General features: G+C 65.2%; 23 protein-coding genes. 9 read left to right on the forward strand and 14 right to left on the reverse strand.

Annotated elements, in window-relative coordinates:
• Window positions 1-62 precede the first annotated feature (62 nt).
• Complete coding sequence (gene rarD / locus OTER_RS04735) at window positions 63-968, forward strand: EamA family transporter RarD (protein ID WP_012373766.1); 906 nt, start codon at window positions 63-65, stop codon at window positions 966-968.
• Here the strand turns inward: rarD and OTER_RS04740 are convergent.
• From OTER_RS04740 to OTER_RS04785, 10 genes are all read right to left on the reverse strand, one after another.
• On the reverse strand, window positions 955-1,425 hold the full coding sequence (locus OTER_RS04740; RefSeq protein ID WP_012373767.1) for an FKBP-type peptidyl-prolyl cis-trans isomerase: 471 nt from the start codon (window positions 1,423-1,425) through the stop codon (window positions 955-957). The two genes, rarD and OTER_RS04740, sit on opposite strands and share 14 nt — an antisense overlap.
• Before the next feature lie 31 nt (window positions 1,426-1,456).
• Complete coding sequence (locus OTER_RS04745; RefSeq protein ID WP_012373768.1) at window positions 1,457-2,071, reverse strand: uracil-DNA glycosylase family protein; 615 nt, start codon at window positions 2,069-2,071, stop codon at window positions 1,457-1,459.
• A 99-nt stretch (window positions 2,072-2,170) separates the two neighbouring features.
• Entirely contained in the window at window positions 2,171-3,400 is a 1,230-nt protein-coding gene (locus OTER_RS04750; protein ID WP_012373769.1) for a DEAD/DEAH box helicase, read from the reverse strand.
• Between the two features lie 160 nt (window positions 3,401-3,560).
• A complete protein-coding gene (locus OTER_RS04755; protein ID WP_012373770.1) occupies window positions 3,561-3,914 on the reverse strand; it encodes an RNA recognition motif domain-containing protein in 354 nt (117 codons plus the stop codon).
• Window positions 3,915-4,159: 245 nt separating this feature from the next.
• Window positions 4,160-6,940 (reverse strand): response regulator, encoded by a 2,781-nt coding sequence (locus tag OTER_RS23695; protein ID WP_012373771.1) that lies wholly within the window; start codon window positions 6,938-6,940, stop codon window positions 4,160-4,162.
• 239 nt (window positions 6,941-7,179) lie between these two features.
• Window positions 7,180-9,150 (reverse strand): sensor histidine kinase, encoded by a 1,971-nt coding sequence (locus OTER_RS23700; protein ID WP_012373772.1) that lies wholly within the window; start codon window positions 9,148-9,150, stop codon window positions 7,180-7,182.
• Complete coding sequence (locus tag OTER_RS04770) at window positions 9,150-9,599, reverse strand: molybdenum cofactor biosynthesis protein MoaE (protein WP_012373773.1); 450 nt, start codon at window positions 9,597-9,599, stop codon at window positions 9,150-9,152. Before OTER_RS04770 ends, OTER_RS23700 begins: the two co-directional genes overlap by 1 nt.
• A 3-nt stretch (window positions 9,600-9,602) precedes the next feature.
• Window positions 9,603-9,845, reverse strand: coding sequence for a MoaD/ThiS family protein (locus OTER_RS04775; RefSeq protein WP_012373774.1), 243 nt, complete (start codon window positions 9,843-9,845; stop codon window positions 9,603-9,605).
• A 97-nt stretch (window positions 9,846-9,942) separates the two neighbouring features.
• Window positions 9,943-10,419 (reverse strand): cyclic pyranopterin monophosphate synthase MoaC, encoded by a 477-nt coding sequence (moaC, locus tag OTER_RS04780; protein ID WP_012373775.1) that lies wholly within the window; start codon window positions 10,417-10,419, stop codon window positions 9,943-9,945.
• 121 nt (window positions 10,420-10,540) lie between these two features.
• Window positions 10,541-11,743, reverse strand: a complete 1,203-nt coding sequence (locus OTER_RS04785) for a molybdopterin molybdotransferase MoeA (RefSeq protein ID WP_012373776.1) — start codon at window positions 11,741-11,743, stop codon at window positions 10,541-10,543.
• Between the two features lie 79 nt (window positions 11,744-11,822).
• Between OTER_RS04785 and moaA the strand changes: the two genes are divergently transcribed.
• Window positions 11,823-12,839, forward strand: coding sequence for a GTP 3',8-cyclase MoaA (gene moaA, locus OTER_RS04790; protein WP_012373777.1), 1,017 nt, complete (start codon window positions 11,823-11,825; stop codon window positions 12,837-12,839).
• Window positions 12,840-12,859: 20 nt separating this feature from the next.
• Here moaA and OTER_RS04795 read toward each other — a convergent pair whose 3' ends face one another.
• The 4 genes from OTER_RS04795 to OTER_RS04810 form a co-directional block, all read right to left on the reverse strand.
• Window positions 12,860-13,738, reverse strand: a complete 879-nt coding sequence (locus OTER_RS04795) for a hypothetical protein (RefSeq protein WP_012373778.1) — start codon at window positions 13,736-13,738, stop codon at window positions 12,860-12,862.
• Between the two features lie 148 nt (window positions 13,739-13,886).
• Window positions 13,887-15,011, reverse strand: a complete 1,125-nt coding sequence (gene dnaN / locus OTER_RS04800; RefSeq protein WP_012373779.1) for a DNA polymerase III subunit beta — start codon at window positions 15,009-15,011, stop codon at window positions 13,887-13,889.
• Window positions 15,012-15,238: 227 nt separating this feature from the next.
• A complete protein-coding gene (gene pssA / locus OTER_RS04805; RefSeq protein WP_012373780.1) occupies window positions 15,239-16,135 on the reverse strand; it encodes a CDP-diacylglycerol--serine O-phosphatidyltransferase in 897 nt (298 codons plus the stop codon).
• Window positions 16,132-16,482 carry a type II toxin-antitoxin system RelE family toxin gene (locus OTER_RS04810; RefSeq protein ID WP_012373781.1) on the reverse strand — a complete coding sequence of 117 codons (351 nt, stop codon included), beginning with the start codon at window positions 16,480-16,482 and terminating at the stop codon, window positions 16,132-16,134. Before OTER_RS04810 ends, pssA begins: the two co-directional genes overlap by 4 nt.
• 434 nt (window positions 16,483-16,916) lie before the next feature.
• Here OTER_RS04810 and OTER_RS04815 point away from each other — a divergent pair, with 434 nt between their 5' ends.
• From OTER_RS04815 to OTER_RS04845, 7 genes are all read left to right on the forward strand, one after another.
• Window positions 16,917-17,405 carry a hypothetical protein gene (locus tag OTER_RS04815; protein WP_012373782.1) on the forward strand — a complete coding sequence of 163 codons (489 nt, stop codon included), beginning with the start codon at window positions 16,917-16,919 and terminating at the stop codon, window positions 17,403-17,405.
• A 20-nt stretch (window positions 17,406-17,425) separates the two neighbouring features.
• Window positions 17,426-17,923 carry a hypothetical protein gene (locus tag OTER_RS04820; RefSeq protein ID WP_148218003.1) on the forward strand — a complete coding sequence of 166 codons (498 nt, stop codon included), beginning with the start codon at window positions 17,426-17,428 and terminating at the stop codon, window positions 17,921-17,923.
• A gap of 395 nt (window positions 17,924-18,318) precedes the next feature.
• A complete protein-coding gene (locus tag OTER_RS23705; RefSeq protein WP_148218004.1) occupies window positions 18,319-20,535 on the forward strand; it encodes an ATP-binding protein in 2,217 nt (738 codons plus the stop codon).
• Window positions 20,532-21,650 (forward strand): hybrid sensor histidine kinase/response regulator, encoded by a 1,119-nt coding sequence (locus OTER_RS04830; protein ID WP_012373785.1) that lies wholly within the window; start codon window positions 20,532-20,534, stop codon window positions 21,648-21,650. The genes OTER_RS23705 and OTER_RS04830 overlap by 4 nt, the downstream gene beginning before the upstream one ends.
• Window positions 21,651-21,753: 103 nt before the next feature.
• Window positions 21,754-23,118: a sigma-54-dependent transcriptional regulator gene (locus OTER_RS04835; protein ID WP_012373786.1), complete on the forward strand. Its 1,365-nt coding sequence runs from the start codon at window positions 21,754-21,756 to the stop codon at window positions 23,116-23,118.
• 243 nt (window positions 23,119-23,361) lie between these two features.
• Window positions 23,362-24,576, forward strand: coding sequence for a threonine ammonia-lyase (gene ilvA, locus OTER_RS04840; protein ID WP_012373787.1), 1,215 nt, complete (start codon window positions 23,362-23,364; stop codon window positions 24,574-24,576).
• The gene (locus tag OTER_RS04845; protein ID WP_052300300.1) at window positions 24,548-25,495 is read left to right on the forward strand and encodes an N-acetylmuramoyl-L-alanine amidase; all 948 of its coding nucleotides are present in this window, start codon (window positions 24,548-24,550) and stop codon (window positions 25,493-25,495) included. The genes ilvA and OTER_RS04845 overlap by 29 nt, the downstream gene beginning before the upstream one ends.
• The last annotated feature ends 15 nt before the right edge of the window (window positions 25,496-25,510 follow it).

The raw sequence follows: 25,510 nt of genomic DNA on the forward strand, positions 1-25,510 counted from the left end.
CTTTCACGCAGCACACGCGAGCCCGGATTGACCCGGGCCACCGATTCCGAAGCTTTCGCGCGATGCCGACGCCCGATGACCTTTCTGCCCCCGCCCGAGGCGCATTGGCGGCGGCCCTCGCCTATCTCGCGTGGGGATTGTTTCCGCTGTACTGGACTCAGCTCGGCGCGATCAACGCCCTCGAGCTGATCGCGCACCGCCATCTCTCGTCGCTGGTGTTCGTGCTGGCGATCATGGCGGTGGGTCCCGGCTGGAGCGAATTTCTCGCGGCGCTGCGTTCGGGCACTGCGCTGCGCTGGCATCTGGCGAGCGGACTGCTACTCACCGCCAACTGGCTCGTGTTCGTGTGGGGTGTGAACCACGGCTATGTACTCGAATCGAGCCTCGGCTATTTTCTCGTGCCGCTGGTCAATGTCGCTTTCGGGCGGTTCCTCCTGCACGAGCATCTGCGGCGGCTGCAATGGCTCGCCATCGCGTGCGCCTCGCTCGGCGTGCTGCTGCTGTTGCTGCGCGCGGGGCGGCTGCCGTGGATCGCACTGGCGCTCGCGGCGACGTTCGGTTTCTACGGACTGCTGCGCAAACGCTCGCCGCTCGGTCCGCTGGTGGGGCTCGGCGTGGAGACCTTGCTGCTCGCGCCGCTCGCGCTCGCGTTCGTGGTTTGGCAGCAACACAGCGGCGCGGGCGCGCTCGGCCGCGTGAGCGTGGGCACGCACGTGCTGCTGCTCAGCGCGGGCGTGGTGACGGCGGTGCCGCTGCTGCTGTTCGCCTATGGCGCACGACGCATCCGTTTTTCCACCCTGGGACTGTTGCAGTATATCGGGCCGACGGTGCAGTTCGCGCTCGGCGCGTGGTTCTACCGTGAGCCGTTCTCGCCGGAGCGCGCCGCGGCGTTCGGCTTCATCTGGGCCGGCCTCGCGCTCTACACGGTCGACAATTTATGGAACCAGCCGCGGCTTACTGCGGCTTGATTTCCACGAGCTGCATCTCGAACACCAGCGTGGCGTCGCGCGGGATCGACGGCGGCCGGCCCCGCGAGCCGTAAGCCAGCGCCGCCGGAATGATGACGAGCCGCTTCTCGCTCAGCTTCATCGCCGGCAAAAGCTGGTCCCAGCCATCGATGACCTCGCCCCGGCCGAGCCGAAAGCGCAGCGGGTTGTCTGCTTCAAGACGCTCGTCGAACTTTTCGCCGCGCAGCAGCGTGCCGACGTAGGTCACGCCGACGCGATCGCCGGGCTTCGGCTGCGCGCCGCTGCCCTCCTGCAGGACGAGATAGCGAATGCCCGTGCTGGTCTTCTTGGTGCCCGGCCACTTCTCGTTGACGTAGTCGATCTCCTCCGGCGTCAGCCGCTCGCGTTGGGCGTGCAGCAGGGGAGTCGCGAGAATGACGGCGGCGAACAAGGCGAGGCGCAGCAAGGGGGACGTCATGGGCGGAACGGTTTACCGCGATTTCGCCGGATTACACGGATTTTTTCAAGGCGTCGTGCCGCGCGATCAACGCGAGGGCCTGCCGGAGCAGCGTCTTGCCCGGCTCGATCCGATGCCACGGCGAGGCGCCGGACGGATGCGGCAGCGGAATGCAGTCGAGCCGGTGGCCGTGGAACTCGATCGCGAATTTCCGGCCAATGATGTCGTGGAGCGGCGCGAGCGGCAGCGGCAGGAAGCGGCCGATGGCGAGCTTGCCGACGGGCAGCACGAGCGCGGGCTGCAGCAACTCGAATTCGCGTTCGAGCCAGCTGGCGCAGTTGGCGATCTCCTCGGGATTCGGCACGCGATCGCCGCCTTCGGGCCGCTTGCCGGGAAAACAACGGCACACGGCCGCGAAGTAGATTCGGTTGCGGGTCTCGTCCTCGGTCCAGCCGAGCGCTTCGTTGAACCACTTGAATAGCGTCTTGCCGGCGGTCCACGCGAAGGGGCGGCCGAGCTTCGGCTCCTTGTCGCCCGGTGCCTGGCCGACGAGAATGATCCGGCTCGGCACCGGCCGGCCGACGACCACCGGCTTCAGCATGGCCGGGCAGCGCCGGCACGCGCTGAGCGCCGTGAGGTGGCGTGCGATCGCGGCGACGTTGGGCATGCCATTGCGGTGGCAGAGCCGGTGTGGCGGCGCGACCAGAAATTTCCCGAGGGTCGAATACAGCCGATAGGACCGCTACGTCCTATGGGCACATTCGATCTACCGCCGGCCGCGATAGCGGTTGAAGCTGCCCTTGTGCCGGATCTGCCCCGGCAGACTGCCGGGCGGGCGCGGCGGTTGCACCTGCGGCGGGCGCGCCACGAACGGTCGATACGAGAATCCCGCCAGCCGCAGCTCCGGAATTTTCTGGCCGATGAAACGTTCGATGTCGCGGACGTCGTGCGCGTTTTCCGGCGTAACAAGCGTGAACGCATCGCCCACGGCCTGCGCCCGGCCGGTGCGGCCGATGCGGTGTACGTAATCCTCCGGCTTCTCAGGCACGTCGTAGTTAATCACGTGTGAGACGCCGGCGACATCGATGCCCCGCGCGGCGATGTCGGTCGCGACCATGATCTCGTATTTGCCTGACTTGAAGCCGGCGAGCGCCTCGATGCGCTGGTTTTGGGAACGGTTGGCGTGCAGCACCGCGACCGAGTGGTTCGCCGCCTTCAGCTTGCGCGCAATCTTGTCCGCGCCGTGCTTGGTCCGGGAAAAGACCAGTACGCTGTCGAAGTCGGTCCGTGCGAGCAGCGCTTCGAGCAGCTCGAATTTCTGATCGGCGGCCACGGGGTAAAGCGCGTGTTTCACGGATTCGTTTACCGAGCGGTTCACGCCGACCTCAACGCGCGTCGGATTGCGCAGCGCGAACGACGCGACCGCCTGGATCTCCGGCGGCACCGTGGCGGAGAAGAATAACGTCTGTCGCTGGCGCGGGCAGCGCTGGATGATGTCCTTCACGACTGGCAGGAAGCCCATGTCGAGCATCCGGTCGACCTCGTCGAGCACCAGGATCTCGACCCCCTGCAGGTTGATCGTGCGATCGTGCAGGTAGTCCATCAACCGGCCGGGCGTCGCGACGATGACGTCGACGCCGCGTTTCAGCTCGGTGCGCTGCAGGCCGTAGCCGACGCCGCCGAACACGGCGACGGTCCGGAGATCGGTGAAGCGCGCGAAATCGCGGAAAGCCGTCTCCACCTGGGCCGCGAGCTCGCGCGTGGGTTCGAGCACGAGCACCCGCGGCGCGCGCGCGGCGTGCGCGCCGAGCCGCGTGAGAATCGGCAGCGCGAACGCGGCCGTCTTGCCCGTGCCGGTCTGGGCCGAGCCGATGAGATCGCCACCGCCGAGCACGACGGGAATGGCGCGAAGTTGGATGGGCGTCGGGTCGGTGTAACCGGCCGCGACCACGCCCCGAAGAACCGGAGCGGAAAGTTGCAGAGCTTTGAAAGGCATACGAGCGAGCGGGTCGAAGGAAACGAACCCGCGGTTCGGCGCGGCTTCACGACCCGGAATGCGCGCGGCTGGATCCGGGCAGGGGGCTGCGCCGGTGAAAAAAAGGACGGAGCCCCGGAGGAGCTCCGTCCTGGAAAATCAATTCGTTAGATTGATCTGATTAGTAACGGCGCTCGCCGCGATCGCGGCCACCGCCGAAACCGCCACGGCCGCCACCGCCGAAGCCACGGCCGCCACCGCCGAAGCCGCCGCTGGGGCGCTCTTCCTTCGGACGGGCTTCATTGACGGTCAGCTGACGGCCACCGAGATCGGTGCCATTCAGCTTTTCCGCCGCGGCCTTCGCCTCTTCGGCCGTGCCCATGGTGACGAACGCAAAACCGCGCGGGCGGCCGGTCATCTTGTCCATGGCAACGTAGACATCGGTCACGGAACCAAACTGGCCGAAAGCGGAGCGGAGCTCTTCCTCGGTGGTCTTGAAGGACAGATTGCCGACGTATAGTTTCGAATTACTCATTGATGATTTCTCGTAGATTCATCGTCGCTGCCAGAGTCCGTTCCCACCGTGGGTTTCGAAATCATCACTTAAGCAATCGCTCAGCCTACGACTCACCAGATACTGTCATCTAACGCTTTCTCTAACGATGTCCGGGAAGGAGTCATGGTAACCGGGTGAAAGCAAGGCAATTCGCGATGGGGTGGCGACGATCAGGCTTGCATTTTTTCGGAAATCGGCTGGCGGCGCTCAGGAGCCCCTGCGGATCAGGGCGGAAGATTGGGCGGGCTGCGCAGCACCTCGTGAACGGTGGTCAGCAACACCTCCGGCCGGAAGGGTTTGAGGAGGAAGGCATCGGTGAACTGGTTGATCGGCGGTTTCGCTTCGGGATCGGGCGCGTGTCCGCTGACGGCAACGATGCGCACGTCCGGGTTGAGCCGCTCGACCACGCTGGCCAGCGCGGCGCCGTCGAGGTTCGGCATCGCCAGATCGGTGATCACGACGCGGATCTCCTTGCTGCGTGGGGCGAACAACGCGATCGCTTCCGCGCCATCGGCGGCGGTGAGCACGCGGTAACCGTGGCGCGCGAGCATAGCCGCGGCGGTATTGCGAATGCCGGGCTCGTCGTCGGCCACCAGCACGAGTTCGCCCACGCCGCGCGGCGCAAAGGGGACGGAGAGACTTTCCCCCGGCTGACTCGTGGCGGCCTCGGCGGCCTGCAGGTAGATCCGGAACACCGTGCCGCGACCGAGCACCGTCTGCACCGTGCAGAAGCCCCCGTGGCTCTCGACGATGCCGCGCACGGTCGAGAGGCCGAGTCCAGTGCCCTTACCGGTGCCCTTCGTGGTGAAAAATGGCTCCCAGATCCGTGCGAAAATTTCCGGCGCGATTCCGGTGCCGGTGTCCTGAACGTGCATCACCAGGAAGGCGCCCGGGCTCGCACCCTCGATGTTAGCGGCGGCGATCTCATCGAGCACGCAGTTCTCGCCGCGGAGCGTGAGCGTGCCGCCGGCGGGCATCGCGTCGCGCGCATTGACGCAAAGATTGAGCAGCACCTGGTGGAGTTGCGTGGCGTTCGCCTTCACCGGCCAGAGGTCTGAAGGCACCAAGCTGTCGAGCTTGATCGATTTCGGAAACGTCTCCTCGACGAAGGTCGCGATGTCGCGCAGCAGGTGTTTTGGTTGGATCACCCGCAGTTCGCCATCGGCGCCGTGCGCGAACCCGAGGATCTGCCGCACCAGCGCAGCGCCGCGCTCCGCGCTTTTTTCCAGCGTGGCGATCATGCGGATGTCGCCCGGATCCGTCGCGTGATCGCGCAGCATGGGCGCGGCAAGCAGGATCGGCGCGAGCACGTTGTTGAGATCGTGCGCGATGCCGGCCGCGAGCATGCCGATGCTCTCGAGCCGCTGCACACGGAAGAACTGCTCCTCGATCCGGCGCTGCGCGGTCACATCCGTCGCGATGGACAGCCGTCCTTGCGGCCGGCCGGCGTCGTCGCGGATCGGCGTGAGGCGCGTTTCCATCACGTGCACCACGCCTTGGCGATCGGCCAGCCGTACTTCGCCGCGCCACTCGCGGTTCTCGGCGGCAGCCTGGTTGGCTGCGTCTTCCTCCGCCACCGTGCGCGAAGGAAATAGCTCGTGTTCGAGTCGGTCGAGCGCCTCGGCGGCGGACCAGCCGAAGGTGCGTTCGGCGCCTTGATTCCAGAACGTCACGCGGCCGTTCGGATCGGTGACGATGATCGCATCGCCGGCCTTGTTGAGGATATCGGCCTGTGCGCGCAACTGGCGCTCCGTCTCGTAGCGGCTGAGGCAGATCGCCGCGACATGCACGCCGACATCCACCAGTTGCCGGTGTCGCGCTGTCGGCGCACCGGGACGCGTGAGATACACGGCAAACGTGCCAAGCAGCCGGTGCGCGACGTCGAAGATCGGCGACGACCAGCACGCGCGCAGTCCGGCGGCGAGCGCGGCTGCGCGATAATCCTCCCACAGCGGATCGGTCGCGATGTCCTCCACCACCACCGTGGAGCGACGAAATGCGGCCGCGCCACACGAACCCGCCGCCGGACCGATGGGAATGTCCTGCAGCGCTGCGGCCACTGCCGCCGGCAGCCGCGGCGCGACGAGATGCCGCAGCCGCTGCCCATCCTCGGTGACGAGCAGAATCGAGCAGATCATCTCCTCGCACTGGCGCTCGATGAATTGCAGCAGCGTGGTGAGCGTGTCGTCGAGCGGCTCGCCGCCCGCGACCATTTCCAGGACTTGGTTCTGGCCGTTGACGAGCGCTTCGTTGCGCCGTCGCGCGGTCAAGTCGCGCATCACGATCGAAAAATGCCCGTCGCCGCCGCTGGCGTCGAGATGGGCAATAATGACCTGCGCCACCGGCAGGGCCTGTCCGTCTTTCGCGATCAGCACGCTCTCGCCGGACCAAAGCCCCTCCCGACGGGCGAGCGGGAAGTTTTCATTGAGCAGCCGGCTGAGCACTTCCGGCGGATGCAGCCGCGCGACCGTGAGATCACCGGGCAGCGGGCCGTCGTCAAAACCCAGCAGATGCCGTGCGGCGCGGTTTAGGTAGAACACGCGGCCGTCGAGGGTCGTCAATCCGACGAAATCGGGCGTGTTCTCCAGCGTGGCCGCGAGGTGTTCGCGCTCGAGCTCGATGCGCCGGGTGTGCCGCCGTTCGTCTCGCGCGCGCAACGCGCGTTGGATCGCGGGCACAAGTCGTTTCGCGCGGTCCTTCAGCACGTAATCCTGCGCCCCTGCGCGCAGCGCTTCGATCGCGCGGTCCTCGCCGATGTTGCCGGACAGGAAAATGAACGGCACCTCCGGGGCACGCTCCTGTGCCAGCTGCAGCGCGGCCGCGCCGTCGAACTCTGGCAGGGAAAAATCGGACAGCACGACATCGAAACCGCCAGCCTGCAGCGCGGCCGCGTAGTCGGAGCGGTTGGTGACATGGACGATCTCGCAATCGGGCCACGGCTGCCGCAACAGCTGCTCGACCAGGGCGGCGTCGTGAACGTCGTCTTCAAGATGCAGGATCTTCATGAAAGGAAAGGTGGGAGGCTGCGGTACACCGGGCGGATGGCCGCCGGCAGAGTCACGCAATCGACGGTTCTCACCGCATCAGCATGGATGTCCGTTCCACACGCGGCGAGCAAATCGGATTCATCTCCGCGCGGTCGGCCCTGGGCGGGAAGGCGGAGCGCGGCGCCGCCCTTCCGGCATCACTCCCATTCGAGCCCGCCGGGGAGGGGGGCTTCACCTCGATTGGGCTGATGTACGCGTCAGGACCCCGTGGAGGAAGTGGCGTTCACCGGCAGGGAAAAGAAGAAGGTAGCGCCAGCGCCCGGGGTGCTTTCGGCCCACACGCGGCCGCCGTGACGCATGATGATGCGTCGCACATTGGCGAGGCCGATGCCGGTGCCCTCGAACTCGGACTCGGCATGCAACCGCTGAAAGACGCCGAACAGCTTGGCGGCATAGCGCATGTCGAAGCCGACGCCGTTGTCGCGGACGAAGAACACCTGGCTGGCGGAATTCTCCGGGTCGGATCGCCAGCCGACCTCGATCCGCGGCGGTTCGGCGCGCGCCGAATATTTCACCGCGTTGCCCAGCAGGTTGAACCAGACCTGCCGCAACATGGCCGGATCCGCCCGCACGGCCGGGAGCGGCTCGAGCTGCCATTCGATGCGCTGATCGCGATCCAGCTCGTTGTCGCGAATCACATCCGTGATCAGCTGGTTCTGATCAACCGTCATGGTTTCGAGCTGGGCCCGGCCCATGCGGGAAAAAGTCAGCAGGTCGTCGATCAGCCGGCCCATACGCCGCGCCGCGTCAGAGATGATCGTGATGAAGCGCTGGCCCTTCTCATCGAGGGTGCCGGCGGCGTGCTTGGCCAGCAGACTGGCGAACCCGTCGATGTGGCGCAGCGGCGCGCGCAGGTCGTGGGAAACGGAATAGGAAAACGCCTCGAGTTCGTTGTTCACCAGCTCGAGCCGGGCGTTCTGCAGCTGCAGATCGAGGTTCAGACGGCGGATCTGTTCATCGATTCGCTTGCGCTCCGTCACGTCGCGAATGACGGCGAGCGCCTGCATCCCCTGCTCGGTTTCGAGCGGACTGAGCATGATGTCGACCGGGAATTCCGAGCCATCGCGCCGCCGGCCAAACAGCTCCAAGCCGACGCCCATGGGGCGGGTGCGCGGCGCGACGAAATAGGCCGCGAGGTGGGCGGAATGCCGCGAGGCAAACCGCGGCGGCAGCAGTTCGTCGATGCGCCGGCCGGACAACTCGCCGCGCTCCCAGCCGAAGAGCGCCTCGATCTGGCGGTTGGCGCGTACGATGCGACCCTGTTGGTCGACTTGAACCGTGGCGTCCGGCGCGTTGTCGAAAAGCCGCTTGAACATCTGCTGGCTCTGCCGCAGCGCCTGTTCGGAGCGCACGCGTTCGCCAAAATCCCGCCGCACCAGCCAGACCGAAGCCAGCACGAACAGCAGCGCCACGACCGTCGCGGCCACTGAGGCCGTGACGGTTCCGTGAGCGGTGCGCTGGGCGGCGCGCATGCGTTCCGCCAGCAGCCGCTGCTCCTCAAAACGAATGGCGCGAATGATCTCCCGCGCCCGATCCACGTCTGCCTGGGTGCGCAGGAGCACCGGTGCTTCACCTCCGATCACGGTGGCGGTGGCGCGGCGTTGCTGCAGTTGCTCCTCCATCGCCTGCACGACGCGTTCCGTAACGGGGGCCAGTGCGCGCAACCGCTCCTGTTGGATCGGGTTGTCGGCGGTGAGCTTGCGCAGCTGCTCCATCGCTGCGGCCAGTTCGACCCGGCTTTGGTTCAAGGGGGCGAGGACATCCTCGCTGCCGCTCAGGACGAAACCGCGGCCGGCGCTTTGCACGATCAGCAGATTCGCGAGTACCTGTTCGACCTCCCGCAACACCGCATGGGTATGGTCCACCCACCGGAAGGTGTCATCGAAGCGAAATGCGTTCCGCAGCGCCGCGCCGGTGATCAGCGCCAACAGGAGGGCCGCCACGGCAAAGCCGGCGGCAATTTTCCTTTGTATCGAAACCTTCACATGCACCGCGGGACGCAGCTCGGGACCAGCCGGACGCGCGAGCGCCAAACGAATAACGACCGGAGCATTCGGCAACTCGCCCTCGCGGCTTTCATGACAACTCGCTCGCGCCTCAGGGTTTCCCTGTCCGACCGTTCCGGGCTCCCGCAACGACGAGCGCGCGCGCGGGCGCTGCGTATCCATCAACTCCCGGCCCGAGGAGCACCTGCGTGGCCACCACGGACGGCGCAGTTGATCCAAGCAGTGGCCCCGCCGGCGTAGTGCTCTTTCTTCCAAATCGGCAAGCGGGCCTTGGCCTCGTCGATGATGTAGCGACACGCCTCGAACGCCGCCCCGCGATGCGCGGCGACGACGCCGACCCACATGGCGAGCTCGCCGATCTGCAGCAAACCCACCCGATGAATGCCCGCGACGCCCAGTACTGAAAAACGGGCGCGCGCCTCCGCGAGAATTTTCGCGCCCTCGCGTTCGGCGAGCTCGGCGTACGCCTCATATTCCAGCTGGCACACCGCTCGGCCGTCGTTGTGCTCGCGCACCCAGCCTTCGAACGTGACGCAGGCGCCGGCCTGCGCGTCGCTGAGTTGCCGGGCCGCGGCGAGGGGCTCGATCGCTGTGCGGGAAATATGAAACATGTCTCAGCCTCCCGCCACGGGCGGGATGAACACCACCGCCTGCCCGTCGCGCAAGGGCGCGCCGGATGAAACGAATTCGCCGTCGATGGCCGCACGCACGCGGTCCGGCGGCAGCGTGAAGCCGTGCCGCGCCCGCAGCTCGGCGTAGAGCGCATCAGGCGTGGCCGCTTCCGTGGTGAGGCGTTCCTCGGAGAGCCCGCGCTGCTCGCGCAGCAGGGCGAAATAGCGAATCGAAACGGTCGGCATGCGAAACGTAGGCCCAGACCAATGATCAGCGATGCACGTGGCGCAACGCGAAGCGGAACAAATCCGCGCACGGCGACGGCGCGGTCGGGCTGGCGACTTATTCCTCCACCTTGTAGTCGCGCTTGCCGCCGGTTTTTTCCAGCAGCCGAATCTCACGGATGACGATGCCCGGCGAGACGGCCTTGCCCATGTCGTAGAGCGTCAGCGCCGCGATCGTCGCGCCGGTCAGCGCCTCCATTTCGACGCCGGTCTTCGCGTGGGTCTGCACGCGGCAGTGGATGGCCACGTCGCGACGGCTTGGATCGCTGCGGATCTCGATCTGGCAATCTTCGAGCGGCAATGGATGGCACAGTGGGATCAGGTCGCCAGTGTGCTTGGCGCCCATCACTCCGGCGAGGACCGCGGCGTGAAACACCGGCCCCTTCTTGGTGTTGATCTCGCCGTCCTTCAGGAGCGCCGCGAGTTCCGGCGGCAGCGACACGACCGCCACGGCATGGGCGGTGCGCGCGGTGACGGGCTTTTCACCGACATTCACCATGGTCGGCTTACCCTGGGCATCGACGTGGGAGAGCATGCCCGGAAGTATGCAGTTCACCCGCGCGCCTGCAACGCTGGCGAGGCGCGCCGCGCCGTGACGACAGCGCCGATCCCGAGCAGCGGCCTGGTTTCTGAAGGAATGGTCACGCTCCGCGCGGCTACCAGCGGAAGACGCGGAGGACGGTGCCCGCGGGAAACTCGCGCTGCTCCGGCGGCAGCTCGACGAACCCGTCCGTGTCGCTCAAACCTGCGAGATCGCCCGACGTGTTGGGCCAGCGCGGCGTCGCGAGCAGCTCGGCCCGTGGTCCGGTCGCTAATTTCACCGGCAGGAAAAAGGTCAGTGGCGTGGGACAGGTGATTCGCTCGCTTAACGCCGCACCGACGTTGGGCGACGCGTCGAGCCCACTCGCAAGATCAAGCGCGGGCAGGACGTAACGGTGAAGGCACGTGTAGGCGGAAATGGGATTTCCCGGCAGTGCGAAAACCAACTGTCCACCTGTCGTACCGCCAAACCAGAACGGTTTGCCCGGCCGCTGGGCGACGCCGTGAAAGATCTTCCGCACACCCTGCGCCTCGAGCGCGGCCGGCACCAAATCGAACCTCCCCTTGGAAACTCCGCCGGTCATCACGATCACGTCGTTTTCGCGCAGCACGCGCTCGATCAGCGCGTCGATCTCGTGCCGCACATCACGGAGGTGGAAGTTTTCGACGCGGGGGTAGCCAGCGGTGATCAGCGCGGCGCGCAGGCCATAATCGTTGCTGCGGCGGATCTGGTGCGGTGCGACGGCCACATCGGGTTCGACCAATTCGTCGCCGCTGGCGATCAGCGCGATGCGCGGCTGCGCGGCCACCGAGAGCGCACCGGCGCCGATCGAGGCGGCGATCGCGATTTCGCGTCCGCTCAGCCGCAGTCCGGCACGCACCACGCGATCGCCCGCACGGTGATCGCTGCCCCGCCGGTGCACGGCGGCGCCAGGCGTCACTGTGGCGCGGTCGAGCAGCCGCATGGTCGCTCCTTCGCGGGCGGTGTCTTCATACGGCACCACCGCATCTGCGCCACTTGGCAGCATCGCTCCGGTCATGACTTCAACGCAGGCGTCAGCGGCAGTGCTCAGTGTGGCCGCAGGGACGCCGGCCGGCTGGAGGGCCTCGATCCGGAACGTTTGCACGCCTTTTGCCACTGCCGCCGCCCGCAGGGCGAATCCGTCCATGGTCACGCGATCGAACGGCGGCAGATCACGGTCGGCCCGCAGTTCGCTGCGGAGTACGCGACCGTGCGCGTGCAGCAGCGGACAAATTTCCGTGGGAAACGGCGAAACGTGGCGCTGGATCGTGGCTTCAGCTTCGGCCGGAGTAATCATGCCCAATCTGTAGGAGGGGCTTTACGCCGCGAGTGAATGAGATTCTCTCCCCCAGATCGCGGCATGAAGCCGCTCTTACATGAGTCAGCTTGTCGACCAGTTCAACCGTCCGTTGCGCGACCTGCGCATTTCGGTGACCGACCGCTGCAATTTCCGCTGTCCCTACTGCATGCCGAAGGAGGTGTTCGGCCCGGCGCACGCGTTCCTCCGCGATCCGCAGCTGATGTCGCAGGCGGAGATCACCCGGATCGTCCGCGCTTTCCAACAGCTCGGCGTCACGAAGGTTCGCCTCACCGGCGGCGAGCCCTTGCTGCGCGCGGACGTACCGGACCTCGTGCGCAGCCTCAAGCAGGAGCTGCGCGTGCCAGACCTCGCGCTCACCACCAACGGTTGGCTGCTGGAAAAATACGCTCCGTCTCTGCGCGAGGCCGGACTCGATCGCGTGAACGTCTCGGTGGATTCGCTCCAGGACGAAACCGCGGGGCGGATGAACGGGCTCGGGTTCAAGGTCGACCGCGTGCTCCGTGGAATCGACGCCGCGGCGGCGGTCGGATTGCCGGTAAAGATCAACTGCGTGGTGCAGCGCGGCGTGAACGACGGCGAGCTGCTGGAGCTGTGCGACTATTTCCGGGCCCGGGGCCATACGCTGCGGTTCATCGAGTTCATGGACGTCGGCAACACAAACCACTGGTCCGCCGATCGCGTGGTGCCGGCGCAGGAGGTTGTGAGCCGGATCGCCGCTCGCTGGCCGCTGGAGCCCTGCGGGCCGGCGTATCGCGGCGAGGTGGCCTCGCGCTATCGTTATCGCGATGGCGGCGGCGAGATCGGCTTGATCGGTTCCGTCACCGAGCCGTTTTGCCGCGATTGTCACCGCGCGCGGCTGTCCGCCGATGGGAAACTGTTCACCTGCCTCTTCGCTTCGCTTGGTTGGGACGTGCTCGGCTGCCTGCGCACCGGCGCCACCGAGGCGGAGCTCGGCCGCTATCTCGCGCGCATCTGGTTTGGCCGGATGGATCGCTACAGCGACGAACGCGCCGAAGTGCTGGCGGCTGGAGAAGCGCGGGAGAAGATCGAGATGAGCTATATCGGCGGGTGAGGTTTCCGCGGAGCGAAAACCTACTCGTAGCGCATCGCGCGGCCGAGATAGTTCAGCATCCAGATTTCTTTCCAGACGCGGTAGCGGCCCTCGTGGGTGATCTTGCCAAGATCGTCGCGCTCCGGGGGATGATGCAGAAAACCCAACTCCGTGTTCACGCGATCGAGTTCCTGCTGCGAGGCGTTCACGTCGGTCAACGGATCCACCGTCCACGGCTCGAGCGTGGCTTTCGCTTGGCCGAGTCGAACGTGATGCCGCGCCAGCAGCCGGCGCAGCGACCGGCGCCATGGCGTGCGTTCGACGAACCAGTGCGCCGGATAGAAGCCGGCGAACGGTACGTAAAGGTTGTCGGTGATGTAGCGTTCACCGTCCGTGGTCATCGACATTGCCGCAAGGCACACCGTGATGGCACCGCTGGCTTGGGGAATAAAGGTGACCTGCACGCGCGTGTGCGCGTCGGTGCTTTGATACATCGACACGCGCAGGTAGATGCCGGGGCCGATCTCGGCTTTCAACGCCTGCACTTGCTTGAAGCCCTGCCCGCGCAGCCACTCGCGCAGCTTCAACAGCCGCGGCTGGATCGGCCATTCGTCGCCATCCTCGTTGACCTCGTAGCGGGGGAACAACGGCATGGGGCTTACGCTCAACGCGTGAATCCGCAGCCAATTCAGCATCGTTTCGCCCAAAAACCAGACGATGATCAACACCAGCACCAGCACCCAATACGGCCGGTCGATGAGCTTGAAGCCGATGCATATCTGCGCACCGCCGAAGGCAAACACCAGCCAGCGCAGCCAACGATCGAGAATCGAGAGCATCGGTGACGCCACCCGGTGATTGATCTGCATCACCGCGAGCGAGGCGATGATCGCCGTCAGGATGAGATAGGGAAACTGCATCAAAGGGACGGCGAACCATACGCCTGTCGGGGACAGGCTCAATCGCGTTGTTGGCGAAAGTGGCGTGGTATGGCTTGGGCCTGGCGCCCATCTCTGGCGGCGCGAAACGTTGCCCGCGGGCGATACGCCCGTGCCACACCCAGACGGATCAGCTCAGGCGTACCGGCATGATGACGCAAAGGAAGCTGTCCAACGTCTTGAACACGCCGGGGCTGACGTCATCCTTCAGTTCGAAGAAGATTTCGTCCTTGGTGAGCGCGCGGAGCGGATCCATCACGAATGCCGGGTTGAACGCAACCTGCAGCTCCGGCCCGCTGTAACCGATGGCCATCGATTCGTGCGCTTCGCCGAAGTCAGGGCTTTGCGCGGTGATTTCGAGCAGATTGCTCGAAAGCTTGATTTTGACGGAGTTCGATTTCTCCGAACACACGAGCGCGGCGCGGTGCACGCATTGCAGGAAGAGCTCGCGCTCGAGCTTGATGCGCTGGTGCGTTTCCTTCGGCACGACCTGCTGGTAGTTGGGGTAATTGCCCTCCACCACCTTCGAGTAGAGATAGACGCTCTCAACCAGGCCGCTGGAGTCCTTGTCGGTCGCAATTTGGAACGCAGCCCGGCGATCGTTAAAGTTGATCTTTAGCTTCTCGCCTTTGTCGAGCAGCCGCATCAATTCCGACACAGTCTTCGCCGGCAGAATGATCGCGCCCGCGCTGTCCGCCGGAACCTCGAGTTCCTTCGACACGAGCGCGAGTCGTCGGCCATCCGTCGCGACAAGCGAAAGCTTGCCGTCCTTGAAATTGAAATAGACGCCATTGAGAATGTAGCGCGTTTCATCAGTCGATTGCGCATACGCCACACTCTTGAGCATCGAGGTGAGTTCGCTCTGCTCCAGCGTGAAGGATTTTTCCTCGCCGAACTCCGGCAGCGGCGGGAACTCCTCCTTGCCGATGCCCATGATGCGGAAATTCGAGCCACCCGACGCGAGCTTCACCTGGTGATTCGGCGAAGCGTCCACCGTCACATCCACATTCGGCAACTCGCGCACGATCGTCGCCAGCCGTTTCACCGGCAGGGTCACGGCCCCCGTTTCCTTCACCTCGGCCTTGATCTTGCAGCGGATGCCCAGGTCGAGATTCGTGGTCGTGAGCGAGATCTGATCCTTTTCCGCTTCGATCAGCACGTTGCTGAGGATCGGCATCGTGGCCTTGGAACCAACGACGTTGAGCACCTGAGCGAGTCCGTTGGCGAAATGGTCGCGATTGATTTTGAATTTCATGCGGGGTCGCGCGAGTGCGCGCGTGAAGAGCTAACAAAGGCTAAATGAAGAGGGGTTCAATAAGGAATTAGAGCCGTATTCTTATACGGAGCCAACAAGACCAGTAACTGGCCATTCCTCCTCTGAAACAGGGCGACGAACCACGGTGAAAAACTCGGCGCGGACGAACCAATAACCGAGCGGTTGCTCACAGGCGCAAAGTTGTTCGGCAACCGTTGAGGGATTGTTCACACGGAATCCGCAGAACGGGCGGTGGTGCTCGGATGACCGTGCGCGACATGAGGCCGGCGCCAGTGTCGGACCAGACCGAAGAAGATGTAGCCGAGGCAAACGCCCAGCACGGCGACTTCCTTGAAGAGGACCACCAGCCCGATCACAGCGAGGATGTAGACGAAATTGCGCAGCCGTGTCGTGGTTTGGAGGTCGACCTTTTTGCCGCTCGGATAACGGACGGTGCTGACCATAAGCATGGCGATCAAAACCATCAGAAATGGCAGCCCCAGCGCGCCGCTTTTGAGCGACTTGTCGGACTCGGCCAGCTTGAGCAAAAAGAGCACGAGAGAAGCGACCGTCGCAGCTGCGGCGGGGACCGGCAGACCGACAAAGTCCTTGTTCAGTTCTTTGCTCCCGCGGTGGAGCAGCGGGTTCGTGATCACGTTGAACCGCGCCAGCCGGATCGCCGCGCAGAGCAGAAAGACGAAGCCAACGAACCAACCGATGTTGCGAAACCACGGGATGCCCTGTGTCGGCGACAGGATGAAGAAGAACATCAGCAACGCCGGCGCGAACCCGAACGAAACGACGTCGGCGAGCGAGTCGAATTCGGCGCCGAAGAGCGATTCGCGTCCGCCCATCCGGGCCAGTCTCCCGTCCAGCGTATCGAAAGCGGCCGCTCCCAAGATGAACCAGACGGCATAGCGATAATGATCGGCCGGACTGCCGTCGAGATACTCCAGTGTGGCGGCGGTTTCAGCGAGCCGGGCGTGGACACAACTCACCACGGCCATGAAACCGCAAAACAGATTTCCCGCCGTCATCAGATTCGGCAGGAAGTAAATCCGACTCGCCTGCGTGACGTTGTAGGGATCCTCGCGCTGCTGCAGGTCTTTGTCGGCGGCGTTCATTTGGTGAGGCTGTCGAGGTATTTCCAGAACTTGGAGTGCTGCTCCACCAGTTGCTGCTCGGTGACCGGCAGTTTGTTGCGCAGCAGAAAATCCTCGAGCGAGTTTTTGTGCAGGATGTAGTGCGTGTGGATCGTCTCCCCGTGCACTTCGAAATAGAAGCGATAATCGCCGGACCGCAGCCGGTAGTAGAGCCGGTCGCCGCGATGAAACCGGCCGAGCGGCTCACGCGGATGAGCGAGATCGGAGCGCTTCAAGCTGCTGATCGGATCGATCACGTCGAGCTGCGCCAGCTTATCCAGCTTGTTCAGTTCGCGCATGCTCTGCTCGGAAAAGGTTACCTGGAACATCGAAGAGCCCGTTTGGGAAAGTGATTAGTCCTTGGAAATAGGAGCAAGGTCGACCGTGGGCGCGGATTTTCGTACCGGATCAGTCCGCGGAAGTGACGGTTCTAAGTTCGAGCAAACAGGGAGCAACGCATTTCGGAACCGGTGGGGCTCTCGCTCAGCTCACGCGCAGCACGTGTCCGACGACCAAAGAACGGTGCGGGCGATCCTCCGGACATCCACGGCTTGCAGAGTGCACGTTGCGGGCCGAACGATTTGCAATTTGCGGGAACCTGGGGCGGCCGTGACGCTCAGAAGAAAATACAAATGAGCATTAGGCGGTCACTTACACGGAGTGCGAGAACTGGAACGGCCTGAGCTAGGTGGAAGATCCACCACCCACCAATCCGTATCCGGCCGGAGTTGGAGCTCCCCGGGTACTTCAACTCCTCCCAATCATGTCTTCCCTTCCCGTGTTCGCCGATGCGCTGTCCCGTCTACAGGCCGATATTGCGATTATCCGGCTCGTCCGAGCCGGGATTCCCGCCGCGCGGATTTCCGCGGTGTTTCCCCAGCGGCGGGCTCCGAACAGCGTTTGCTGCTGGCTGAAGACGTTCACGAACATTCCGCGTGCATCCCACTGGCCCGTGGCCGCAGCCGGATTGCTTGGCCGTCTGTTTCGCCGGGGCTTCGATTCCGCGGAGGTGCGCCGTCAGCTCGAGACGCTGGGATTGCCGCTGGAAACCAGCAAACGGCTGCGGGAGAAAATCGCGGATGGTCGGATCGTGCTCTGCATGCACGCCCGGACTGAGTCGGAGGCGGCGGTTGCCTGGCACGTGTTTCATCACGTCGGCGTCGAGAACATCACGCTGCCGGCGGACCTCGTCTTCACGCCGCGCGAACTGCCGTCCTCATTGACGCCCGTTTGGTCGAGTCTTGCGGCGTGACCGGCTCCTTCCCTTCCCGCTTGAACTCCCGTTTCGCCGTGTCCGCCACGCTTACCGCCACCGAGAAACGCCGCCTCCGGCTCGCGCACCAGCTTCGCTCGGCGCAGCAAGGTTTGCAGCAGTGGGAAGCTTCGATCCGCGCCGGCCTGGCGGCTTTGCCGAACGACGCCCAGCCGTCGTCATCGGCCGACGTGGAGACGATGCTCGCCACCTTGGTGGAAGCGCGCATTGCCATCGAACACCGCCTGCGCGAAATCGATCGCGATCAACTTTCAACGGAGCCTCTCTCACCGATGCCCATGCGCGCGGCTCCGGGTCGCTGGCGGATGGGACGCGTGCAATGGCTGCAGCGGCTCTGCGTGAAAGCCTGTCAGGCGTGCGGACGCAGCTTGGCGACGGCTTTCCGCCGCGCGCGGGCGGCCGCCGATCTCTCGACCGCAACAGTTCTTTACGGCGCCATGCGCGCGTTCGAGAAACAGATCTGGCTACTGGATCCGCACCATGCACGGCTGCGTTGAACGGCCGGTCCCACCGGCATGCAGGCTGCACGAACGCCCCGGTGCGGCCTGAAAAGCCCGCGGAGGGCGCGCGGACTGAGAAGGCGTTCATCGCGCGAATTTTCCCCATGCTTCAACTCATCCTCCGTTCCGCCGTGTTCCGGCGGTCTTCATGACGTTCGCCTCCTCCGTGCACCCGGTCGGGCAGCATTCCACTGTCCGCCGGACAATCGGCTGACCTGCGCAGCGCTCACGGATTGACCGCGCGACCTTTGCAGAGCAGTCGAAAACGGCCGCTGGCCTCGCCGCTGCGGCAGGCACGGCAGCCACCTGAAATGTCACCCCGCCGATTGACATTTGGGCATTTAGAAGCCCGCTCTACGGCCGGACGAATCCGCGGCTAACCCGCTGCGCCCGTGTCTTTTCGCATGCGCCTGCTCAATCCCCGGATCTATACCTACCTGGTAACCATCTGGCTGGCGCTTTCGTTCGGCGGCATCGTCCTTGGCGTGCTGGTTTGGTTGAACCTCAGCCACAGCTTCGAAGCCTCGGTCGAGTCCGCGCAGTTCCGGCGTTCGCTGCGGCAGGTCTTCTCAGCCTTGCAAGATGCGGAAACCGGCGAGCGCGGTTTCCTGCTGAGCGGCGACGAAGCATATCTCCAACCGTTCGAGCGCGCGGAAAACGAGCTGCCGGAGCGCTTCGACACGCTGGCGGGAACCGTCATGGACCAGCCGCGGCTGCGCGAGGACCTGCTGGTGCTGAAGGGGCTCGCCGAGCTGAAACTCTCGTCGCTGCGCCGCGCGATCGCCGAACGGCGGAAGGCGACGTTCACGAACGGCTTCAACCGCGCGCGTGAGGAAGAGGGCATGGTGCTCATGCAAAAGATCCGGAGCACCATCGATCGGATGGACCAGCATCCGGAAGACATCGCGGCTGCGTCCGGGGAAGCCACGCGTTATCAACTCAAGCGGGCGCTGCTCGCCACCCTGCTGGCCGGCGGCTTCGGGTTGGGCGCGGGGATCATCGCGCTGTATCTCTCGCGCATCGCGCTGCGCAAGGAACAGAACGAGCGGCTGCTCGCCGAGCAGGCGATCCGGGCGGAGAGCGCCGCGCGCGAGAAAAACGCGTTCCTGGCGAACATGAGCCACGAGATTCGTACGCCGATGAACGCGATCCTCGGGTTCAGCGATCTGCTGGCCACCGAATTGCCCGCGGACAGCAAGGCGCGGCAGCGGGTGCGCGCGATCCGCGAGAGTGCGACGTCGCTGCTGCAGCTCATCAACGACATTCTCGACCTGTCGAAGATCGACGCCGGCGTGGTGGAGCTGCATCCCGAGCCGACCGATCTGCGCGAACTCAGCGATTTCATGCACACGGTCTTCGCGCAGCAGGCCGCGCGAAAAACGCTCGTGCTGGAATGCGAGATCGATCCCGCCCTGCCGCACGCCCTGATGCTCGACCGCTCAAGGCTGCGGCAGATCGTGGTCAACCTCATCGGCAATGCGATCAAGTTTACCGAGCACGGCACGGTGAAGCTCGGCATCCGCTGGGCGCATCACCCGGCCAATCGCGGCAGCGGCACGCTGGAGATTGAGGTGGCGGATACAGGCGTGGGCATCCCGCCCGAAAAGCAGCGCGAGATCTTCCAGCCTTTCGTCCAGGTCGATCCGCAGCGCGCGGGCGAGAAACAGGGTTCCGGGCTCGGGCTTAGCATCGTCGAACGCATCACGCAACGCATGGGCGGCACGGTGACACTGCAGAGCGAGGTGGGCCGCGGCACGCGTTTCCGGCTGATCTTCCCCGACGTGACCATCTCGCTCCGGTTACCGGAAAACGCCCGCGCGGACCTCGTCGAGGACGTCGACTTCAACGAGTTCGAGCCGGCCGAGTTCCTGGTCGTTGACGACAACGAGTCGAACCGCGAGCTGGTCGCCGGATATTTCGAAAACACCGAGCACCGGCTGCGCTTCGCCGTGAACGGCCGCGAAGCGCTCGACTTGGTCCGGCAACACCGGCCCGACATCGTACTCATGGATATCCGGATGCCCGAGATGGATGGCCACACCGCGCTGGCCGAGTTGCGAAAAATGCCGGGGACGGAACTCTTGCCCGTGATTGCTGTGACCGCATCGAGCATGATGGATGACGAACAAGTGTTGCGCGGCTATTTCGCCGGCTATGTCCGCAAGCCCTTCACCCGGCAGGCGTTGTTCCAGGAACTGGCTGCGTTCCTGCCCCGGCACACGCGCGGGCTCGTCAGTTTGCGGCCGCCCGCACCGGCTGCAACGGAGCCCGCCGGCGCCACGCCGTGCAGCCGGATCGTCCTGGACGGTCCGGCGCTGACGGCGGCGTTGCGCGAGCTCGAAGCCGGTGCGTGGCGGGAGGTTTCCGAGAGCGGCGCCATCAGCGCGGTGAAGGAGTTCGCGCATCGCGTGCACGAGCTCGGCCGCGCGCACGATCGCCGCGAGCTGCGCGACTACGGCGCGGCGTTGCAGCGGGATGCAGAGGAATACGCGATCTTGCGAATGGAGAATCGTCTGAAAGACTTCCCGGCGCTTATCCACTCGCTCGCCACGACGGGTGGAGTCGCCGCAACCCCCAATTCGCCGACCGGCTCCAATCCATCCGCGTGAGCGCCGTAGACCGCGAAACCCCCGCCGCCCGCATCCTCGTCGTCGACGACCAGGAGACCAATCTGCGTGTGCTGGGCGACATGCTGGCCCATCTCGGCTACGACATCGTGCCCGCCCTGGACGGCGAGCAGGCGCTCCGCCGGCTCAGCTCGCGACCGGTCGACCTGATCCTGCTCGACGTGCTGATGCCGGGGCTCGACGGCTTCGAAGTGTGCCGGCGGATCCGCTCGAACGTCGCGTGGATCGACATCCCGATCATCTTTCTCTCCGCGGCGGACGACAAATCGCTCATCGTGCGCGCGCTCGAGAGCGGCGGCGTGGATTACATCACGAAACCGTTCAACGCGGCCGAGCTGTTGTCACGCGTGCGCACGCATCTGGCGCTCAAGACCGCCCGCGACCGGCTGCGGCAGCTCGCGGAGGACAAGGACGAGTTGCTCGGCATTCTCGCGCACGACCTGAAAAACCACTTGGGCGGGATGCTGATGAGCGTGCAGCTGCTGAATGAGAAGGCGAAGTCGATCAACGATTCGCGGTTTCAGCGGATGGGCGCGAACATCCTGCGCGCGACCGACCAGATGCTGTCGTTCGTAAAGGAGTTTCTGGCCAACTCCGAGGTCGATCATGGCCGGCCGATGAAATTTCAGCCCGTGCTGCTCCAGGACGTCGCGGCCGCGGTGGTGCAGCGGCATGCCGAGCACGCGCAGCGGAAGGACATCGCGCTGTTGCACGAGCAACAGGAGGAGGGCCCGCTGGTGGAGGCCGACCGTGCCGCGCTGGAGCAGGTGTTGGACAACCTCGTGTCGAACGCGCTGAAATTTTCCCCATCCGGCAAGACGGTGCGGGTGGTCGTGGGCCAGACGCCGGACGGTCGCGGCGAGGTCCGCGTCGCCGACGAGGGACCGGGGTTCACCGAGCAGGACAAGCAGCAGATCTTCCGGCGGTACCGCCGGCTGAGCGCGCGGCCGACGGGCGGCGAGCCATCGACCGGGCTGGGCTTGAGCATTGTGAAAAAACTGATGCAGGACATGCGCGGCGACCTGCGGCTCGAAAGCACGCCGGACCACGGCGCCACGTTTTTGCTCACGTTCAACCCGGCGCCGGTGCCAGCATAAAGTTGCCAATCATGCCGGGCTGTCTACTGCTCTCGCCGATCATTCGCCGCCCGGGCGGGATCGCGGCGTGTCGCCGCTTCGCCCCACGCCGGCCTCCTGCATCATGGATTTCCTCGTAGTCGACGACGATCAGATCTTCCGCGAAGCCACCTGCCTCTTGATCGAGGAGGAGGGCCACTTCGCCGCGAGCGCGTCCAACGGCGACGTGGCGCTGGAGCGCGTGCGCGAGGACAAGTTCGACGCGGTGCTGCTCGACCTGCACCTCGGTCGGCACAACGGACTCACGCTGATCCCGCAGCTGCTGAAGGTGCGGCCGAACCTGCCGATCGTGATGTTCTCCGCGCAGGGCACGGTGAAGACCGCCGTGCAGGCGCTGCACCAGGGCGCGGTGGATTTTTTGGAGAAGCCGTTTACGCGCGATCAATTTCACGCGGTGCTCGCCCGCTTGCGGCGGCTCAGCGAGATGGGCCAGAAGATCGAGCGGCTCGAGCAGGAGGTGAAGGAAGTCCAATCGCAGAGCCCGGAGCCGCTGATCGATTTCGAGACGCCGGTGATGCGGGCGGTGATGGACGTGCTGCAGCGCGCAGCCAAGAGCAACGCCTCGGTGCTGATTCTTGGGGAGAGCGGCACCGGCAAGAGCGTGGCGGCCCGCGCGCTGCACGCGCAGAGTAATCTGGCGGACAGGCCGTTCGTGACCGTGAGCTGTCCCGCGCTCTCGAAGGAGTTGCTCGAAAGCCAGCTGTTCGGCCACGTGCGCGGGGCGTTCACCGGGGCGATGCGCGATCACTGGGGCAAGGTGAAGGCGGCCGAGGGTGGCACGCTGTTCCTCGACGAAATCGGCGACCTGCCGCTGGAGATTCAACCCAAGCTGCTGCGGCTCCTGCAGGAGAAGGAATACGAGCGGCTGGGGGAGACGATCACGCGGCGTTCCGACGTGCGCATCGTCGCCGCCACCAACCGTGATTTGAAGAAGCGCGTGGCCGAGGGCGCGTTTCGCGAGGATCTCTATTACCGGCTCAACGTGATCACGGTCGAGATGCCGCCGCTGCGCGCGCGGCCGAAGGACGTGCTGCGCTTCGCCGAGCATTACGTGCGGCATTGCGCGACCCAGTTTGGGCGAACCGTCGATGGCTTGACGGACGAAGCGGCGGAATGCATCCGCCGCTACAGCTGGCCGGGCAACCTCCGCGAACTGCGCAACACGATCGAGCGCGCGGTCATCCTGACGCACGAAAAGAAAATCACCGCCGCCGATCTGCCGATCGAGATTCGCCTGAACGAGTCGGCGCCCGGCGCGTTGCTCGACGCCCCGCTGCAGACCGGCGCGATGGTTTCGCTGGCGACCCTCGAGGAGCAGCACATTCGCCGCGTGCTCGAGGTCACGTCGAGCATGAATGAAGCGGCGGAGATTCTAGGCATCGATCAGGCCACGCTCTACCGAAAAAGGAAGAAGATGGGGATCAAGTAGCCGCGCCCGGAATGCTCGGCTCCGCCTCACCTAAATTTTAATCGTTCTCTTTCTCGTTCTCGTTCTCGTTCTCTCTCTTCTTTTCTCTCTCATCCGCTCCGCAGGCGAACGACTGATTCTGAGAGAACGAGAACGAGAACGAGAACGAGAACGAGACGGAGACCGGGAACCGGGAGGCGTTGGAAGCCGGCGGACTGAGTGTTTCCCAGTCGCACTCGGTTTCCGGGATGCTACTATCCTTTCATGCCTGTTACCCTGACCGATATTCGCGCGGCGCAGCGGCGGATTGCGGACGGCGTGATTGTTTCGCCGTGCCCGGAATCGATTCCGCTCTCCGAGATCACCGGCGCGCGCATCGTCTGCAAACTCGACAACTTCCAGCGCACCGGCTCGTTCAAGGAACGCGGCGCGCGCAATGCGCTGAAGCTGCTCTCGCCGACCGCCCGGCAGCGCGGCGTGGTCGCGGCCAGCGCGGGCAATCACGCGCTCGGGCTCGCCTACCACGGTCGGCTGCTCGGAATTCCTGTGACGGTGGTGATGCCGGACTACGCGCCATTGATCAAGGTCACCACCTGCCAGCGACTCGGGGCCCGCGTGTTGATTCGCGGCGTGGATTTCGCGGAGGCGCGCGCTGCGGCCGACGACCTCGTCGTCCAGGAGGGCCTGACGTATATCCACGGTTTCGATGCTCCGGCGATCATCGCCGGCCAGGGCACGATCGGACTCGAGATCCTGCGGCAGGTGCCCGACGTGGAGGCAATTTTGTGTCCGGTGGGCGGAGGCGGGTTGATCGCGGGGCTGGCGACCGCGGTGAAATCGCTCCGGCCGCGCGTGAAGATCGTCGGCGTCGAGAGCGTCTCAACCCGCAATCTGAGCGCGGCGCTCAAGGCGGGCAAGCCCACGCTCCAGCCGCGGCAGCACACGCTCGCCGACGGTTTGGCCACGCTCACGGTCGGAGCCGAAGCCTTCGCCCTCGCGCGTGACCGGGTCGACGAAGTGGTGCAGGTCAAGGAAGAGTGGATCGCGCTCGCGATCCTGCGGATGATCGAGCTGGAGAAGACGGTCGTCGAAGGCGCGGGAGCGGTGCCGCTCGCCGCGATGATGGCGGGGTTGTTGCCCAAACTTCGCGGTCGCAAGGTCGCGCTGGTCGTGGGCGGCGGCAACATCGACCCGGCAGTGCTGAGTCGCGTCATCGAAATCGGCTTGGTGCACGATGGCCGGCTCACGCGTTTCGCAGCGGTGATCAGCGATCGGCCCGGCGGGTTGGCCGAATTGAGCCGGGTGATCGCCTCGGCCGGCGCGAGCATCAAGGACATCGCCCACGACCGCGCCTTCAGCGGACCGGACGTGAGCGCGGTCCGCGCGGTGTGTACGGTGGAAACGCGCGATCGGGCCCACATCACGACACTGCACCGGGCACTGCGGAAGCATGGCTTCTCGCTGGAAATTTCTCGGTAAGGGCCTGCGGCTCGGCGCCATCGCTCTCGGGGTCGTCGGATGGCTCGCAGGCTGTGCCTCCGTGCGGGACCGCACCGCCGCGGTCGCAGACGACGCAATGGTGATCGCAGGGCAGCGGGTTCATACCGGCACGCGAGTCGTCACCTGGCTCGAGCCGAGTGGTTACAACGCGTATTCGAATCGGGGTGCGTCGGGCCGACGTGACGCGAGCAGGCTTGCAGCGACGATGCAGAAGCGCATCGCGCGGCGCGGCTGGGACCGGCGGGCGTTGCGTGAAGCGGTGGACCAGCTCGTGGTGCACTACGATGCGTGCGGCTTGAGCAGTGTTTGCTTCGACGTGCTGCAGCAGCGCGGACTGAGCGTGCACTTCCTGATCGATATCGACGGGACCGTTTATCAAACGATGGATCTGCGAGAAAAAGCCGGACACGCCACCGTCGCGAACGACCGTTCGATCGGCATCGAGCTGGCGAACATCGGCGCCTATCCGCCGCGCGAGGCGGGACCGCTGGCGGAGTGGTATCGCGTCGCCTCCGGCGGCGGAGCGCAAATCGTCGTGCCGGCGCGGACCAAGGAGCCGCGCGTTCGAACGCCGGGCTTCATCGGCCGACCCGCTCGATCGGAGCCGATCCGCGGAGTGATCCAAGGCCGGGAACTCGTCCAATACGATTTCACCCCGCAGCAATATGCTGCGTTGATTCGGCTGACGGCGGCGCTGTGCCGCGAATTTCCCCGGCTCCGCTGCGAAGTGCCCCGTCGCGCCGATGGCGCGGTGCTGGCGGAAAAGCTGCCGGATGCCGAGCTGGCGCGCTATCGCGGGATCCTCGGCCACTGGCACGTGCAAGAAAACAAGGTCGATCCCGGCCCGGCGTTCGAGTGGGCGCGTTTCCTCGCCGACGTGCGTCAGGCGCGACGTTGAACGCACGGATCACTG

This window comes from Opitutus terrae PB90-1 (assembly GCF_000019965.1).
GTDB lineage: Bacteria > Verrucomicrobiota > Verrucomicrobiia > Opitutales > Opitutaceae > Opitutus > Opitutus terrae.

What these genes read in the sequence shown, in the direction of transcription:
- rarD (WP_012373766.1), top strand. Translation starts at nt 63, where the DNA reads ATGCCGACGCCCGATGACCTTTCTGCCCCCGCCCGAGGCGCATTGGCG.
- OTER_RS04740 (WP_012373767.1), bottom strand. Translation starts at nt 1,425, where the DNA reads ATGACGTCCCCCTTGCTGCGCCTCGCCTTGTTCGCCGCCGTCATTCTC.
- OTER_RS04745 (WP_012373768.1), bottom strand. Translation starts at nt 2,071, where the DNA reads ATGCCCAACGTCGCCGCGATCGCACGCCACCTCACGGCGCTCAGCGCG.
- OTER_RS04750 (WP_012373769.1), bottom strand. Translation starts at nt 3,400, where the DNA reads ATGCCTTTCAAAGCTCTGCAACTTTCCGCTCCGGTTCTTCGGGGCGTG.
- OTER_RS04755 (WP_012373770.1), bottom strand. Translation starts at nt 3,914, where the DNA reads ATGAGTAATTCGAAACTATACGTCGGCAATCTGTCCTTCAAGACCACC.
- OTER_RS23695 (WP_012373771.1), bottom strand. Translation starts at nt 6,940, where the DNA reads ATGAAGATCCTGCATCTTGAAGACGACGTTCACGACGCCGCCCTGGTC.
- OTER_RS23700 (WP_012373772.1), bottom strand. Translation starts at nt 9,150, where the DNA reads ATGGATACGCAGCGCCCGCGCGCGCGCTCGTCGTTGCGGGAGCCCGGA.
- OTER_RS04770 (WP_012373773.1), bottom strand. Translation starts at nt 9,599, where the DNA reads ATGTTTCATATTTCCCGCACAGCGATCGAGCCCCTCGCCGCGGCCCGG.
- OTER_RS04775 (WP_012373774.1), bottom strand. Translation starts at nt 9,845, where the DNA reads ATGCCGACCGTTTCGATTCGCTATTTCGCCCTGCTGCGCGAGCAGCGC.
- moaC (WP_012373775.1), bottom strand. Translation starts at nt 10,419, where the DNA reads ATGCTCTCCCACGTCGATGCCCAGGGTAAGCCGACCATGGTGAATGTC.
- OTER_RS04785 (WP_012373776.1), bottom strand. Translation starts at nt 11,743, where the DNA reads ATGATTACTCCGGCCGAAGCTGAAGCCACGATCCAGCGCCACGTTTCG.
- moaA (WP_012373777.1), top strand. Translation starts at nt 11,823, where the DNA reads ATGAGTCAGCTTGTCGACCAGTTCAACCGTCCGTTGCGCGACCTGCGC.
- OTER_RS04795 (WP_012373778.1), bottom strand. Translation starts at nt 13,738, where the DNA reads ATGCAGTTTCCCTATCTCATCCTGACGGCGATCATCGCCTCGCTCGCG.
- dnaN (WP_012373779.1), bottom strand. Translation starts at nt 15,011, where the DNA reads ATGAAATTCAAAATCAATCGCGACCATTTCGCCAACGGACTCGCTCAG.
- pssA (WP_012373780.1), bottom strand. Translation starts at nt 16,135, where the DNA reads ATGAACGCCGCCGACAAAGACCTGCAGCAGCGCGAGGATCCCTACAAC.
- OTER_RS04810 (WP_012373781.1), bottom strand. Translation starts at nt 16,482, where the DNA reads ATGTTCCAGGTAACCTTTTCCGAGCAGAGCATGCGCGAACTGAACAAG.
- OTER_RS04815 (WP_012373782.1), top strand. Translation starts at nt 16,917, where the DNA reads ATGTCTTCCCTTCCCGTGTTCGCCGATGCGCTGTCCCGTCTACAGGCC.
- OTER_RS04835 (WP_012373786.1), top strand. Translation starts at nt 21,754, where the DNA reads ATGGATTTCCTCGTAGTCGACGACGATCAGATCTTCCGCGAAGCCACC.
- ilvA (WP_012373787.1), top strand. Translation starts at nt 23,362, where the DNA reads ATGCCTGTTACCCTGACCGATATTCGCGCGGCGCAGCGGCGGATTGCG.
- OTER_RS04845 (WP_052300300.1), top strand. Translation starts at nt 24,548, where the DNA reads ATGGCTTCTCGCTGGAAATTTCTCGGTAAGGGCCTGCGGCTCGGCGCC.